At 64.6% G+C, this 15,251-nt stretch carries 12 protein-coding genes; 6 read left to right on the forward strand and 6 right to left on the reverse strand.

The features are described from left to right. Nucleotides 1–129: 129 nt before the first annotated feature. Nucleotides 130–1,116: a glutathione S-transferase family protein gene (locus MA07_RS12825; protein ID WP_036351090.1), complete on the forward strand. Its 987-nt coding sequence runs from the start codon at nucleotides 130–132 to the stop codon at nucleotides 1,114–1,116. Here the strand turns inward: MA07_RS12825 and MA07_RS12830 are convergent. Further along, nucleotides 1,104–2,324, reverse strand: coding sequence for an adenylate/guanylate cyclase domain-containing protein (locus MA07_RS12830; RefSeq protein WP_036351091.1), 1,221 nt, complete (start codon nucleotides 2,322–2,324; stop codon nucleotides 1,104–1,106). The two genes, MA07_RS12825 and MA07_RS12830, sit on opposite strands and share 13 nt — an antisense overlap. 126 nt (nucleotides 2,325–2,450) lie before the next feature. Between MA07_RS12830 and MA07_RS12835 the strand changes: the two genes are divergently transcribed. The 3 genes from MA07_RS12835 (at nucleotide 2,451) to MA07_RS12845 (ending at nucleotide 4,976) form a co-directional block, all read left to right on the forward strand. Further along, a complete protein-coding gene (locus MA07_RS12835) occupies nucleotides 2,451–3,071 on the forward strand; it encodes a TIGR02466 family protein (RefSeq protein ID WP_036351093.1) in 621 nt (206 codons plus the stop codon). A gap of 70 nt (nucleotides 3,072–3,141) precedes the next feature. After that, on the forward strand, nucleotides 3,142–4,203 hold the full coding sequence (locus MA07_RS12840) for a trifunctional transcriptional activator/DNA repair protein Ada/methylated-DNA--[protein]-cysteine S-methyltransferase (protein WP_036351095.1): 1,062 nt from the start codon (nucleotides 3,142–3,144) through the stop codon (nucleotides 4,201–4,203). Between the two features lie 8 nt (nucleotides 4,204–4,211). Then, nucleotides 4,212–4,976, forward strand: coding sequence for an isocitrate lyase/phosphoenolpyruvate mutase family protein (locus MA07_RS12845; RefSeq protein WP_036351097.1), 765 nt, complete (start codon nucleotides 4,212–4,214; stop codon nucleotides 4,974–4,976). Between the two features lie 12 nt (nucleotides 4,977–4,988). Here MA07_RS12845 and MA07_RS12850 read toward each other — a convergent pair whose 3' ends face one another. Continuing rightward, a complete protein-coding gene (locus MA07_RS12850; protein WP_036351099.1) occupies nucleotides 4,989–6,209 on the reverse strand; it encodes an MFS transporter in 1,221 nt (406 codons plus the stop codon). Nucleotides 6,210–6,484: 275 nt separating this feature from the next. On the opposite strand from MA07_RS12850, the gene MA07_RS12855 reads away from it, so the two are divergent. Next, complete coding sequence (locus tag MA07_RS12855) at nucleotides 6,485–7,693, forward strand: CAP domain-containing protein (protein WP_036351101.1); 1,209 nt, start codon at nucleotides 6,485–6,487, stop codon at nucleotides 7,691–7,693. Between the two features lie 70 nt (nucleotides 7,694–7,763). Here MA07_RS12855 and MA07_RS12860 read toward each other — a convergent pair whose 3' ends face one another. Further along, complete coding sequence (locus tag MA07_RS12860; protein ID WP_036351102.1) at nucleotides 7,764–9,038, reverse strand: dicarboxylate/amino acid:cation symporter; 1,275 nt, start codon at nucleotides 9,036–9,038, stop codon at nucleotides 7,764–7,766. A 196-nt stretch (nucleotides 9,039–9,234) separates the two neighbouring features. Between MA07_RS12860 and MA07_RS12865 the strand changes: the two genes are divergently transcribed. Next, the gene (locus MA07_RS12865; RefSeq protein WP_081928949.1) at nucleotides 9,235–10,344 is read left to right on the forward strand and encodes a serine hydrolase; all 1,110 of its coding nucleotides are present in this window, start codon (nucleotides 9,235–9,237) and stop codon (nucleotides 10,342–10,344) included. Between the two features lie 37 nt (nucleotides 10,345–10,381). Here the strand turns inward: MA07_RS12865 and MA07_RS12870 are convergent, their stop codons facing one another. The 3 genes from MA07_RS12870 to dnaG form a co-directional block, all read right to left on the reverse strand. Continuing rightward, nucleotides 10,382–10,831: a DUF1801 domain-containing protein gene (locus MA07_RS12870; RefSeq protein ID WP_036351379.1), complete on the reverse strand. Its 450-nt coding sequence runs from the start codon at nucleotides 10,829–10,831 to the stop codon at nucleotides 10,382–10,384. A gap of 137 nt (nucleotides 10,832–10,968) precedes the next feature. Beyond that, nucleotides 10,969–12,969 carry an RNA polymerase sigma factor RpoD gene (gene rpoD, locus MA07_RS12875; RefSeq protein WP_036351105.1) on the reverse strand — a complete coding sequence of 667 codons (2,001 nt, stop codon included), beginning with the start codon at nucleotides 12,967–12,969 and terminating at the stop codon, nucleotides 10,969–10,971. A gap of 195 nt (nucleotides 12,970–13,164) precedes the next feature. Next, nucleotides 13,165–15,057, reverse strand: coding sequence for a DNA primase (dnaG, locus tag MA07_RS12880; protein WP_036351107.1), 1,893 nt, complete (start codon nucleotides 15,055–15,057; stop codon nucleotides 13,165–13,167). Nucleotides 15,058–15,251 lie beyond the last annotated feature (194 nt).

The raw sequence follows: 15,251 nt of genomic DNA on the forward strand, positions 1-15,251 counted from the left end.
GCGCCCTCCGTCAAGCCGGTTCTGGCATCGCGGACCGCTCCCGGCTGTCGCATGGTCTCTTGCCGGACAGGCTCTTGATCCGGGCGGAATCCGACCATCTGTCTGGTCTCACAGCTGTTGGAGGAACAGATGGGCTTGCTTGTCGACGGGGTCTGGCAGGACCGGTGGTACGACACCAACAGCACGGGCGGTCGCTTCGTGCGGACGAACGCAGGCTTCCGCAACTGGGTGACCGCGGACGGGTCCCCTGGCCCGAGCGGCGAAGGCGGCTTCGCGGCCGAGAGCGGGCGCTATCACCTCTACGTGTCGCTGGCCTGCCCCTGGGCGCACCGCACCCTGATCATGCGCCGGCTCAAAGGCCTGGAGGCGATGATCGGCGTCTCCGTCGTGCATTGGCGGATGCTGGAACAGGGCTGGACCTTCGAGGACGGTCCCGGCGTCGTCCCGGACCCCATCCATGGCGCCCGCTACCTGCATCAGGTCTACACCGCCGCCAAGCCGGACTATTCAGGACGCGTGACGGTGCCGGTGCTCTGGGACAGGACGAACGGCACCATCGTGAGCAACGAATCCGCCGAGATCATCCGCATGATGAACGCGGCCTTCGACGGAATCGGGGCAAAAGCCGGCGACTATTACCCTGAGGACCTCCGGCCCGAGATCGACGAGCTCAACGCGCGCATCTACGATCATATCAACAACGGCGTCTACAAGGCGGGTTTCGCGACGCAGCAGCCTGCCTACGAAGAGGCCGTGCGCCCGCTCTTCGAGGCGCTCGATGCACTCGACGTGCGCCTGTCCTCACGCCGTTATCTCTGCGGCGACAGGCTCACCGAAGCGGACATCCGGCTGTTCACTACGCTGGTGCGTTTCGACCCGGTCTATGTCGGCCACTTCAAGTGCAACCTGCGCCGGATTTCGGACTACCCGAATCTGTCCGGTTACCTGCGCGACATCTACCAGACGGACGGCATCGGCGAGACGGTCAACATGGCTCACATCAAGGGACATTATTACGAGAGCCACAAGACCATCAATCCCACGGGCATCGTGCCGCTCGGGCCGGTCCTGGATCTCGATGCGCCGCATGACCGCGATCGGCTTCAGGGCCGGTAGACCTCGATCGCTTCTGCGAAGCCTTCCACCGCATGGGCTCCCAGAGGTGCAGGGTCTCCCCACAGGTGCTCCACGAAAGGCTTCGACATGAGCAGCGGCTCACCCAGCCGCTTGTTCAGTTCGGCAATGCGGCTGGCGAGGTTCACGTCGCGCCCGATCACGGTGAAGTCGAGGCGCTGGCCGGAGCCGACATTGCCATAGGCTGCATCGCCGTGATGCAGGGCGAAGCCCACGCTGATCGGCACGGGGAAGCGGCCCTCGCTGTTCGCCGCCTCGATGCGGCGAAGCGCATTGGTGGCGGCCGTGAGCGCCGATTGCGCCGCGCCGCCCGTGTCGTCGCCCTTGTCGCGCACGATGGCGAGCACGCCGTCGCCCAGATATTTCAGCACCTCGCCGCCTTCGTCCTCGATGGGCGGCACGAGGCAGTCGAAATAGGTGTTCAGCAGCTCGACCGCGCTCTCGGGGCTCAGCGTCGACGAGATATGCGTGTAGTCGCGCATGTCGGCGAAGAGGATGGCCGACCGGATGCGCGTCACCTGCCCGCGCTGGATGGCACCGGACAGGATCGCCTTGTGCGGGTCGTCGCCCACGTAGATGCGCAGCACCTGGTCGAGGCGATTGCTGGTTGCACGCAGCTCGGTGACGAGAGCGAAGGACGGCATGACCATGCGCAGGATCGTGAGCTCGCGCTGGCCGAACCCGCCCGGAGTTCTTGTGGCAAACGAGATTGCGTTCTCGGCCCCGTTGGTGAACAGGATCGGGACCGTCACGTATTGCCGGTAGCCGGCCTCCTTCAGCTCCGGAATGACCGCGAAGAGATCGTCGGGGGTCTCGTCCAGGTTCAGGATGAGCCATTCGCCGGTGCGGTTCACATAGGCGAAGGGGCTTGCCTGATAGATGGCCTCGCGCCGGTCCCCGTGCGGCAGGTAGCGCACGACCGTGCCCTCCTCCCGGGTCCAGAACCGGCCGATGCCCGCATATTCCGTATGGAGCGCCTCGATGGCCGAGACGGCCCGGTCGACCGGCAGGCCCATATCGATCAGCCGGTTGAGGAAGCCGGTCAGGACCTCGTTCGCATCCTCCATCCGGGCCGCGATGGTGACGAGCCAATCCCGCAGGGCCACGACGCGCGACAGGCTCTCCGTGTCGAGGTTCTTGGCCATGGTCAGGAGGTCGTCCGAGAAGGCTGTGGCGGGAGGAAGCGTCATAAGGCCAAGGTGTGGTGTCCCCGTGAAACCTTCAAGTCAGGGGAGGCATTCGCCCGGGAAAGCTGCTATGCGCCTCAATTGGGCAATCATTTTGACAAGGGGCGAAGCCCCATACAGAGCCGAACCATGGCAAGCATCGATACGCTTTTCGTCACCAAAGTCTACCGCGCCGAGCTGACCGGCTCCAAAGCCGAACAGCGCAACGCCGAGCTTGAGGCGGCTTCCCTGTCCATTGCCGAAGACGACGAGGCCGGGCAGCGCTGGTGCGCCAAGCACGGCTATCCGGGCTACACGTCCTATGCGTCCCTCAACGACCTGCCCTGGCGGGTCCCGGTTTTCGGCGACCTGCTGAAGGAGATCGACAAGCACGTGGCGGCCTTTGCCAAGGAGCTGGAATACGACCTCCAGGGCCGCAAGCTCGTCATGGACAGCCTCTGGATCAACATCCTGCCGCCGGGCGGCATTCACACCTCGCACATCCATCCGCACTCGGTGATCAGCGGCACCTATTACGTGACGATCCCCGAGGGGGCGAGCGCCCTCAAGCTCGAGGATCCGCGCCTCGGCTTCATGATGGCGGCCCCGCCGCGCAAGGCCAAGGCCAAGCCTGAGAACCGGCAGTTCGCCTATATGAAGCCTGCTCCCGGCACGGTGCTGCTGTGGGAGAGCTGGCTGCGCCACGAGGTGCCCCTCAACGAGGCGGAATCAGAGCGCATCAGCATCAGCTTCAACTATGCCTGGCAATAAGGGCGGCACCAGAAAAATAGACGCCTCGTTTCCGGCGACACGGGTCCGGTGACTGCGCTAGAACATCGTCATGCAACTGCTTCGCGACGACGACACTCTCTTTGCGGCCCTGCTCGCCCGCGATCCTTCCTATGAAGGTTTCGCCTATGTGGGCGTAAAGACCACGGGCATCTTCTGCCGCCTGACCTGCCCGGCCCGCAAGCCGAAGCGCACGAACGTCGTGTTCTTCGCCTGCCGGGATGCAGCCCAGGAGGCGGGCTTTCGCGCATGCCTGCGCTGCAAGCCTCTCGACATCAAGCCGCCTGCGAGCGAGGCGCTCCACAGCTTGAGAGAGCGGATCAAGGCGGAGCCCGACCGGCGGTGGAGCGCGGGCGACCTGAAGGCGCTGGGCTACGATCCCTCCACCGTGCGCCGCGCCTTCCAGCGCGAATACGGCGTCACCTTCGCGCAATATGCCCGGTCGCAGCGGCTGGGGCTCGCGGTCGGCACCTTGCAGCAGGGCGGCTCCGTGATGGATGCCCAGCTCGATGCCGGTTACGAATCCGGCAGCGGCTTTCGCGAAGCCATCAACAGGCTCATCGGTGACGCGCCGATCCGCATGGCTGCGCACCAGATCCTCACGGCGCAATGGCTCGACACGCCCATCGGGGCCATGCTCGTCGTGGTGGACGATGCGGGCGTTCACCTGTTGGAATTCGCCGAACGCAAAGCGCTCCCCAACGAAATCAAGCGGCTGCGCGAGCGGGTCGGGCCGATCCGGTTCGGACCTCATCCGATGCTCGACAGGCTGGCCGGCGAAGTCGAGCAATACTTCTCCGGGCAGCTGACGGCATTCACCGTACCGGTGGTTCAGAAGGGCACGCCCTTCGAGGCGAGCGTCTGGGATGCTTTGCGACAGATCCCGGCCGGCCAGACCCGCAGCTACGGCGCGCTCGCACACGCCATGGATCGCCCCAATGCGGTGAGGGCGGTGGCCAGGGCCAACGGTGCCAATCAGGTGGCGATCATCGTCCCCTGTCATCGCGTGATCGGCGCCGACGGGTCCATGACCGGCTATGGCGGAAAGATCTGGCGCAAGCAATGGCTGCTGAACCACGAGCAGCGCATGGCAGCATCACACTCGCAGCTTTGAGGTTACAGATGTCCGATCAAGTCACGAAGGCCCAGACGTTCAAGGCGCTCCACGTTCCCGGCAATCCGCTCGTCCTGTTCAATGTCTGGGATGCGGGCACCGCGAAAGCCGTGGCGGCCAGCGGCGCGAAGGCGCTCGCGACCGGCAGCTGGTCCGTCGCGGCGGCGCACGGCTTCGAGGATGGCGAGCAGATGCCCTTCGATCTGGCGCTGGCCAATCTGGAGCGCATCACGGCCGCCACCGATCTTCCGGTGACCATCGACCTGGAGAGCGGCTATGGGGCCGACCCCGAGGAAGTTGGGGCAAGCGTCGCCCGCGCGGTGCAGGCCGGCGCCATCGGCTGCAATCTCGAGGACAGCGCGCGTGAGACCCGGCCTTTGCGCGCGATCTCCGAACAGGCTGCACGGCTTAAAGGTGCGAGGAGCGCGGTCGACAGGCTGGGCGTCCCCGCCTTTCTCAACGCGCGCACCGACGTGTTTCTCGTTGCCCCAGCCGATGCCCATGAAGGCCTCATTGCGGAGGCACTCGAACGCGGACGTGCCTATGCCAATGCCGGCGCGAACGGCTTCTTCGTCCCGGGCCTCGTCAACGAGGCATTGATCGCCCGCATCGTCGAGGGCTCGCCTCTGCCGGTGAATGTGATGTTCAACGCAGCCATGCCGCCGGCTGCGAGGCTCGCAGAGCTAGGCGTCGCCCGCATCAGCCATGGGCCGGGTCCCTACCGGACAATGATGAAGGCGCTCGAAAACGCCGCCAGAGCCGCCCTGCTCTGACGGCTGCCTCCGTCAGGCGCGAGCCTTCTCGATCTTCGGCAGGAAGTAGGCGAGCAATCCGATGGCCGGCAGGAACGAGCACACCTTGTAGACGGTCTCGATGCTCGTCGCGTCCGCGAGATATCCCAGGGCCGCAGCACCCAGTCCCCCCATGCCGAAGGACAGGCCGAAGAACAGGCCGGCGATCATGCCGACGCGACCGGGCACAAGCTCGGTCGCATAGACCAGGATGGCCGAGAAGGCGGAGGCGAGCACAACGCCGATGATGACGCTCAGCACCGCCGTCCAGAACAGGCCCGCATAGGGCAGCAGGAGCGTGAAGGGCAGCACGCCAAGGATGGAAATCCAGATCACGTAGCGGCGGCCGATCCTGTCGCCGACCGGGCCTCCGAGCAGCGTACCGGCCGCCACTGCGCCGAGGAAGATGAACAGGTAGACCTGCGCATCCTGCACCGACACCTGGAACTTTGAGATCAGGTAGAAGGTGTAATAGCTGGTGAGCCCGGCCATGTAGAAGTTCTTCGAGAAGACCAGCAGCATCAGGATCGTGATCGACACGGCGACGCGCCTGCGCGACACGGGTGATGTCTTCTGCGCCGCTTTCGGCTTCGTCCTCAACTCCACGAGCCTGTCCCGGTACCAGCGCCCGACCGCAAACAGGATCAGCATGGCGAGCAGCGCCACGGCCGAGAACCAGGCAATGCTGCCCTGCCCGAATGGCACGACGATGAAGGCCGCCAGCAACGGCCCCAGCGCCGTTCCCGCATTCCCTCCGACCTGAAACACCGACTGCGCGAGCCCATGCCGGCCGCCCGAGGCCATGCGGGCGACGCGGGAGGATTCGGGATGGAACACCGAGGAGCCCATGCCGACGAGCGCTGCGCCCATAAGCAGCATCGGATAGGAATGGGCCTGCGAGAGCGTCAGCAGGCCGATGAGGGTGAAGCCCATGCCGACCACGAGGGAGAAGGGCTGCGGCCTGCGGTCCGTGAACGTGCCGACCAGCGGCTGCAGCAGGGATGCGCTCATCTGGAAGGTGAGCGTCAGCAGGCCGATCTGGCCGAAGTCGAGGCGGTAATTGTCCTTCAGGATCGGGTAGATCGCCGGAAGCAGCGACTGAATCAGGTCGTTCAGCAGGTGGGACACGCTGATGGCGGCCAGGATGGGGACCGCGACCCTCTCCGCCGAGGTCTGGACAGGTGCAGCGGTCATGACAGGCGATTTGGTGTCCATCGAGGGTTCTTTTGTTATGGCATCAGGCCCGGAGCTTACCTCCAGGGGCGTTTCCGGTCCTTCTATAGCCTAGAACAGGATGTCGATCCCCTTCCCGTCGTGCAATCCAGGGCTACGGCGCAGGCGGGGCAGAGTTCCTGCTCCTGCTGGCCAGAGACCGAACTGCAACATAATATCAATAAGGTCACAACTTCTTCCCATTTCGACCCTAGGGCTGAGAAACCAAGCAATAAGCCCGGCAACCGGGCAGATCGATTTGAAACAAGGGGAATTTCATGTCTCAGGCTACGTCCTATGAGCAATTGATGCTCGAACTGGTGAACCGGGAGCGCGCGAAAACCGGCGCCCAGCCGCTCACCTTCAACGGAAATCTCAACGATTCGGCCGACGCACACAGCAATTGGATGATCTCGGCCGATGTCTTCTCCCATACGGGCCTGGCCAGCTCGTCCCCGCACCAGCGGATGATCAACGCGGGCTACAGCTTCACCGGATCCTATGCCTCGGGCGAGAACATCGCCTGGGCGAGCCTCCAGGGCCCGACAGGGCTGCAGGATGAGGTGGAATACCTGCACACGAACCTGATGAACAGCCCGGGTCACAAGGCCAATATCCTCAACGGCAACTATCAGGAAATCGGCATCGGGTTTCAGACCGGGGGCTATCTGACCTGGGACGCGGCTTTCGTCACCCAGAACTTCGCCCGCTCGGGTACCAAGGCCTTCCTGACCGGCGTCACCATGGACGACAAGGACGGCGACCGGTTCTACGACATCGACGAAGGGCTCGGGGGCATCACGGTAACGGCCGTGAGTTCGACCGGGGCCAAGTACACGACCACGACGGGGAGCGCGGGCGGCTACAACCTGGCCCTGGCGGCGGGCGCCTATACGGTCACGTTCTCCGGGGGCGGCTATGCTCCCGTCACCAAGCAGGTGACCATCGGAACGGCGAACGTGAAGCTCGACCTCATCGATCCGACAGGCGGCACAACAACCAGCAGCACTCCGATCATCGGCACGGCGACGGCCAACAGCCTCTCCGGCACGGCGGCGGCCAACACGATCAAGGGCCTGGGCGGCAACGACAAGCTCTACGGCAAAGCCGGCAACGACAAGCTTTACGGCGGCACCGGCAGCGACGGGCTTGTGGGCGACACCGGCAATGACCGCCTCTACGGCGAGAGCGGCAAGGACAGGCTCAACGGGAGCAGCGGCAACGACATCCTCACCGGCGGCTCCGGTGCGGACAGCTTCCGCTTCACCGGCAAGTGGGGCGCCGACAAGATTACGGACTTCACGAACGGCGTCGACCGCATTGACCTGCGCGGCAACGGCTTGAGCTTCCGTGAGCTCAGCATCGCCCAAGGCCATGGCGACAGCGATGGCAGAGCGGACGATGTGATCATCAAGGCCAACGGCCAGTCGATCGCGCTGCTCAACGTGAAGGCTTCGCTGATCGGCGCCTCGGACTTCCTGTTCTGATTTCACCTCCAGCGGCAAAGAAAAAGGCGGGCTTTCGGCCCGCCTTTTTTTACTGATCGGCTGTCGTGACTTACTCTGCCGCGACGAGAACCGTCTCCCGGGCAGGCGCGCGCGTCTCGACGGCACCGTCATAGACGGCCTGATCGAGAATGCCCTCCTCCTTGGCCACGAGCACGGGCACGAGAACCTGGCCGGTGACGTTGGTCATGGTGCGCATCATGTCGACCACGCGGTCGATGGCGATGATGTAGCCGATGCCTTCCAGCGGCAGGCCTGCGGTGCTCAAGGTGAGCGTCAGCATCACGATGGAGGTGCCGGGCACGCCGGCGGTGCCGAGCGAACCGAGCACGGCCGTGAGGCCGATGAGCACGTACTGCGTCACCGTGAGATCGAGCCCGAAATACTGCGCGATGAAGATCGACGCGATGGCCGGGTAGATGGCCCCGCAACCGTCCATCTTCACGTTGGCGCCGAGCGGCACCGCGAAGCTCGCATAGCTCTGCGGCACGCCGAGCTTCTCGACCGCAACGCGCAGGGACATCGGCAGGGTGGCGAGGCTCGACGAGGTGGCGAAAGCCATCTGCATAGCCGGCAGCGCACCGCGGAAGAAGCGGCCCACCTTCAGGCCATGCAGCTTCAGGAGACCGCCATAGACCACGATGATGTGGAACAGGCAGGCGAGATACATGGCGGCGATGAACTTGCCGAGGGGCAGCAGCGACGACAGGCCGTAGCGCCCGACCACCCAGGCGATGAGCCCGAAGGTGCCGATGGGCGTAAGCTGCAGCACCCAGCGGGTGATGCGGAAGATGAGCGTTGCACCCTGATCGACCAGATTGCGAATGCCAACGGTCTTCTCGCCCAGCGACACGAGTGCGGCGCCGACGATGCCGGAGAAGAAGAGCACCTGCAGCACGTTGGTGTCGGCCATAGCCTTGATCGGGTTCGTCGGCACGATGCCGATCAGCACCTCGAGCGGGGTCGGTATGGTGCGCGGCTTCACCTCGCCGAGCGGCAGATTCGACAGGCCGAGGCCCGGGTCGATCAGGTGGCCGAACGCGATGCCGACCAGCACGGCAATCGCCGAGGTGGCGACGAACCAGAACAGGGTGCGCAGGCCTAAGCGCGCCACGTTGCCGGCTTCGGCGAGCTTGGCCACGCTGGACGTGATGGTGAAGAACACGAGCGGGATGACGATCATCCGCACGAGGTTCAGGTAGATGTCGCCCAGCGGCTTGAACCAGACGGCCGCCTGCTCGCCGGCGAGGACACCTGCTAAGATGCCGAGGGCAAAGCCCACCGCGACCCGCTGCCAGAGCGGACGGGTAAACCACGATTGCAGCATGTGAATTGCCTTATATTTACGAACGTGAGTTGTATTAATACCCGGGCGGGCGCAACGCAAATGTCGCAGGCGCAGGGCTGAGGCTGGCCACGTGCATGGATAGGCAAGACTCACAATGGTGTGTGGCGGGTTGCGGGCCAGGAACGCGGGTCCATCTCGGGTCTTGTCGGACGGTAACAGGATATCCGAAGTGACCATGCCCTCTTGTTTTCCTCGCGGCTTCCGACACGCTGGATTGTCGCTCCTGATCCTCGTTACCGGCAGCATCGGTGCGGGCGCCCAACCGGCCTCCCCTGCGCCTGTCGCTCCCGACAGCCGGCTGATCGAGGAGACGGTCGAGCGGGCCAAGGACCTGCCCAACCTCCGCTCGCTCATCGTCACCCACAACGGCACCGTCTTGACGGAGCAGGCGCTCGGCGGCACGAGGCTGGACCGTCCCACGAACATCAAATCCGCGTCCAAGACCATCATGTCGGCCCTCGTCGGCATCGCGATCGAGCGCGGGGTCCTGCAGGGCGTGGACCAGCCGGTGGCATCGATCCTCGACCAGAGCATACCGTCGGATGCCGACCCGCGCGTGAGGCAGATCACCGTCGGGCATCTGCTCTCCATGCAGGCCGGGCTGGAGCGAACCTCAGGCCGCAACTACGGCGCCTGGATCAGCAGCGGCAACTGGGTGCGGGACGCCCTCTCACGGCCGTTCGTGGATGAGCCCGGCGGGCGCATGCTCTACTCGACCGGCAGCACGCATCTGCTCTCCGCGACGCTCACACGCGCCTCGAAGCGCAGCACCCTGGAGCTTGCCCGCGACTGGCTCGGCGAGCCGCTGGACATCACCGTTGCGCCCTGGACCCGCGATCCGCAGGGCATCTATCTCGGCGGCAACGAGATGGCGCTCTCGCCCCGCGCTCTTCACCGCTTCGGAGAAATGTATCGCCAGGGCGGCACCATCGACGGCAAGCGCGTGGTGTCGGAGAACTGGATCAGGGAATCATGGACGCCGCGCACGTCATCGCCCTTCACCGGTGACCGTTATGGCTATGGCTGGTTCATGCGCGACATGGGCGGGCATACGGCCCATTACGCCTGGGGCTTCGGCGGGCAGATGCTCTACGTGATTCCGACCCTCGGACTGACGGTCACCATGACATCCGACCCGACCGAGCCGTCACGGGAGGACAACTATATCGGCCAGCTCCACGCGCTCGTCGCCGACGGCATCGTCCCGGCGCTTCTGCCGAAACAGGAGGACACGACCGGAAGCATCGGATCGGGCGCGCAGCCGTCGTCCGGGGCGCCGCTCTAGTGTTTGTCTTACGTGGAGCGGCAGACGGGGGCGCGGCTCACATCCGTTCGCCGGGCAATTGGCTGGCCTGCTTCACCCAGGCGGCGAACTGCGCTTCATCGAACGTGTCGTTCTCGTGGATGTGGAAATAGCGCACCTCCTTCTGCTTGGACGTCTCAGGAGGGACAGGATCCAGCGACGTGCCCCGGAAGAAAGCCACCTTGATGTACTTCGCGAAGCAATGAAGGCTCAGGAACCACCCCTGGCCTTCGAGGCCGTAGAACGGCGAGTTCCATTTGACGGCCTTATGCACGCCGGGGACGGTGCGCTCGATTAGCGCGTCGATGCGGCGCCCGATATCGCTTTTCCAGCCTGGCATAGCAGCAATATAAGCCTGCACAGGCGCATCGCCGTAGCCCATCGCGATCTGCGGGTTGCCGCCCGACAGCAGAGTTGGTGAAGGGGTCTGCCCAGTGGATAGCCCGGTCTGAAGCGTCTTCGTAGCCATCACCGGCGTTTTGGAGCGCCTTTTGAGTGCAGGATCGGTCATCGGCTCACCCCGTTGGCGATGTGCGGGCGCTCTTCATCTCAATGAAAAGGCGGGCTTGAGAGCCCGCCTTCATAATGTCAGTCAGTTCTGACTTACTAGTTATCCAGGAAGCTCCGCAGCTTCCGGCTCCGTGAAGGGTGCTTCAGCTTGCGCAGGGCCTTCGCCTCAATCTGACGGATACGCTCGCGGGTCACGGAGAACTGCTGGCCGACCTCCTCGAGGGTGTGGTCGGTGTTCATGCCGATGCCGAAGCGCATGCGCAGCACGCGCTCCTCGCGCGGCGTGAGCGAGGCGAGCACACGGGTCGTGGTCTCGCGCAGGTTCGACTGGATCGCCGCGTCGATGGGCAGGATCGCGTTCTTGTCCTCGATGAAGTCGCCGAGGTGCGAATCCTCCTCGTCGCCGATGGGCGTCTCGAGGGAGATTGGCTCCTTAGCGATCTTGAGGACCTTGCGCACCTTCTCCAGGGGCATGGCAAGCTTCTCGGCCAGCTCCTCCGGGGTCGGCTCGCGACCGATCTCGTGCAGCATCTGGCGCGAGGTGCGGACGATCTTGTTGATCGTCTCGATCATGTGCACCGGGATGCGGATCGTGCGGGCCTGGTCGGCGATCGAACGGGTGATCGCCTGCCGGATCCACCAGGTGGCATAGGTCGAGAACTTGTAGCCGCGCCGGTACTCGAACTTGTCGACCGCCTTCATGAGGCCGATGTTGCCCTCCTGGATCAGGTCCAGGAACTGCAGGCCGCGGTTCGTGTACTTCTTGGCAATCGAGATCACGAGGCGCAGGTTCGCCTCGATCATTTCCTTCTTCGCCTGACGGGCCTCGCGCTCGCCCTTCTGCACCATCATGACGATGCGGCGGAACTCCTGGATCTCCAGGCCGGTCTCGCTCGCCAGATTGTGGATGTTCTCGCGCAAGTCGTGGATGCCGTCCTTCGCCTTGGCGACGAAGTCCTTCCAGCCCTTGCCGCCGAGCTTGGACACGCGCAGCACCCACTTCGGGTCGAGCTCCCAGCCCTGGTAGTGCTTGAGGAACTCCTCGCGGGCGACGCCGTGGCTCTCGGCCAGACGCATCAGGCGGCCCTCATGGGAGATGAGGCGCTTGTTGATGTCGTAGAGCTGCTCGACCAGGGCCTCGATGCGGTTGTTGTTCAGCGACAGCGACTTCACCGACGCGACGATATCCGCCTTGAGCTCCTTGTACTTACGCTCCTGAGCAGGGGTCAGCTGCTTGTTCTGCATGCGCTGTTCCACATGCTCGACCTGCAGGCGGCGCAGCTTCTTGTAGTTGTCGGCGATCGAGTCGAAGGTCTCGAGGACGCGCGGCTTCAGCTCGGCCTCCATGGCCGAGAGCGACACGTTGTTCTCCATGTCGTCGTCGTCGAGGTCGCCTTCTGGCGGGGTCATCCCCTCCTCGGTCTCGGGCGTCTCTTCCTCCGCCTCGCCGCCTTCGCCCAGGGCGTCCACCTTGGGCGCGCCCTTGCCGTCGGGGCCGGCATAGGTGGCCTCGAGGTCGATGATGTCGCGCAGCAGCACCCGGCCTTCGACGAGCTCGTCGCGCCAGATGATGATGGCCTGGAAGGTCAGCGGGCTCTCGCAGAGGCCTGCGATCATGGCCTCGCGGCCGGCCTCGATGCGCTTGGCGATCGCGATTTCGCCCTCGCGGGAGAGAAGCTCCACCGAGCCCATCTCGCGCAGGTACATGCGCACCGGATCGTCCGTGCGGTCGGTCGGCTCCTTGGCCGTGGTCTCGCGGACGGCAACGGCGCGGGTCTGCGAGGCCTCGACGAGGTCGCCGCTCTCGGCCTCCTCCTCCTCAGCTTCAGGCTTCTCGCCCTCTTCCGCTTCTTCGGACTCGACGACGTTGATGCCCATCTCGGAAAGCTGGCCGAGCACGTCCTCGATCTGCTCCGAGTTGAACTCCTCGGGAGGCAGGACCTCGTTCAGCTCGTCATAAGTGACATAGCCGCGCTTCTTCGCGAGCTTGATCATCCGCTTGACAGCGGCATCGCTCAGGTCGAGCAGAGGCCCATCGGTCTGCTGCTCGGTGGTCGTGGTATCGCCTTCGTCGCCGCCGGTTGTCTTCGTTGCCATGCTTTGCTCAACTCCAGCGCCCCGCCTGTCCCCCCTACAGGACCTGCGCTGCGCGAAAGGGCGGCCAGCCTTGAAGGCTCCGCCACCCGAAATTCATTCCCGATTATAAACAGTGAGTCGCTGACTAACCGTTAACCATCTCCTGCTCAAACTGTGGCAGCCGCCCGACCTGCCGCATTTTTGAAATCCTGACCATCAGTGACCCCCGGGGATCCCTGCATCGTCCATGTCGGCCTCGGCACCCTCGACGGAAGACAGCTGGTTCTGGACCTCCCGCAACCAGGCGAGATTGGTCTCATTATCATCTTCGGCGAGTGCGCGCTCGGCTGCTCGAAGTTCGCTATGTAACGTGCGGGCGCGGCGATGCAAGGTGATGGCTTGCCTCAATGCGTCCTCAAGACGCAAGGGGTCCGCGTGAGGATCGAGCATCCATCGGTCGCCGGGACGGACCAGAGCCGTCAGCCTGTCAGCCTCGGCCGTCAGACCGGCCCGTTCGAGGCGGGCCCTCATGACGGTCAGGTCGGCAGGTTCGCCGCTCGCCGCTCCATCGAGCAGGAGACTGCGCACCATTTGGGTAGAGCGCCGTTCAAGTTCAAGATCTGCAAGGGTTTCCGCATGATTTTGAAGGAGTTCCGGGTGGATCAGGAAGGTGCAGAGGATCATCGCCTCCCGGGGAGACTCGGCCGTTCCGCCGGCGAAGAGCGCATTGCGGGCCAGCATCGGCGAGACGCTCAGGCGGGAGCTCGGCGTCATGGGCTGGGGCTTCTGGAAGTCCCGCCGTGGGCCGCCGCCCTGGCGGTTGAAACGGTTCGGCCGGGTGTCGGGACTCAAAGCCGCCAGGCGGCTTTCGACCTCCTCCCGGTAGTACTTCTTCAGGGTTTCGTCGCGAATCAGAGCAAGTGATTCGCGAAGCCGACGCTCCAGGGCCGCCCGCCGCTCCGGAGTATCGAGGGGACCCGCCTCAAACTCCCGGGTCCAGAGCACGTCCACCAGGGGCCGGGCCGCGCCCAGCACCCGCTCCACGGCGGCAGGCCCGCCGCCGCGGGCGAGGTCGTCCGGGTCCTGCCCCTCGGGCAGCATGGCAAAGCGCAGGGACTTTCCCGGCATCAGGTTCGGCAGCGCCACGTCGAGGGCCCGGTAGGCCGCCCGCTGGCCGGCCTTGTCGCCGTCGAAGCAGAGGATGGGCTCTTCCGCGAGGCGCCACAGCAGGGTGAGCTGGTCCTCCGTGAGCGCCGTGCCCAGGGGCGCCACCGCATGGGGAAAGCCCGCGACATTGAGCGAGATCACGTCCACATAGCCTTCCACCGCGATCACGGTGCCCCGGTCATGGGCGGGCTGGCGGGCGAGGTGGTAGTTGTAGAGGAGACGCCCCTTGTTGAAGAGCGGCGTGTCCGGGGAGTTCAGGTACTTGGCCGGCACGTCGGCGCTCATGGCGCGCCCGCCGAAGGCGATCACCCGGCCACGCAGGTCGCAGATCGGGAACATCACCCGGTCGCGGAAGCGGTCGTAGGGGACCTTCACGTCCTCGCCGGCAATCAGGAGCCCCGCCTCCACCATCATGTCGATGGACACACCCTTGCCGGCAAGATGGTCGCGCAGGGCGAACCGCTCGGGCGGCGCATAGCCGATGCGGAACCGTGTCTGCGTATCCCGGCTTAAGGAACGGCCGGCCAGATAGTCCCGCGCCTTGGCCCCGATCCGATCCTGCAACGAGGCTTCGAAGAACGCCGCAGCCAGTTCCATGACGTCGTAGAGGCTCTTGCGCTTGACCTCCTCCTGCCGGTCCTCTTGGGACAGCTTGGGCAGGGGCACCCCGGCCTCTCCGGCGAGCCGCTCGACGGCCTCGGGGAAGGACAGCCCCTCGGTCTCCATCAGGAAGGTGAAGATGTCTCCGTGCTTGCCGGAGGAGAAGCAGTGGTAGAACTGCTTCTGGTCGTTCACGTAGAAGCTCGGCGTCTTCTCCGCGTTGAAGGGCGACAGCCCCTTCCACTCCCGCCCGGCCTTCTTGAGACGCACGCGCTTGCCCACGACCGCCGAGGTCGGCAGCCGGGTGCGGATTTCTTCGAGAATCTGGGGCGGGTATCGCACGAGGCGTGAGTCTCCAAACCTGCTTCATAACCTAGGGCGGTGACGGAGAAGCAAGAAAGCGAACAGCCAAGCTTTTCTGTGCCCATAATCCACAGGCGAGACCTTCTTCCCTAACAAACCCAAGCCGATGAACCGATTGGTGCGGAAGTTTTAACAAGCCTGTGCCAGCCTGAATGCATTGCGAGAAAAACAAC

This window comes from Microvirga sp. BSC39, assembly GCF_000739015.1.
Lineage (GTDB): Bacteria > Pseudomonadota > Alphaproteobacteria > Rhizobiales > Beijerinckiaceae > Microvirga.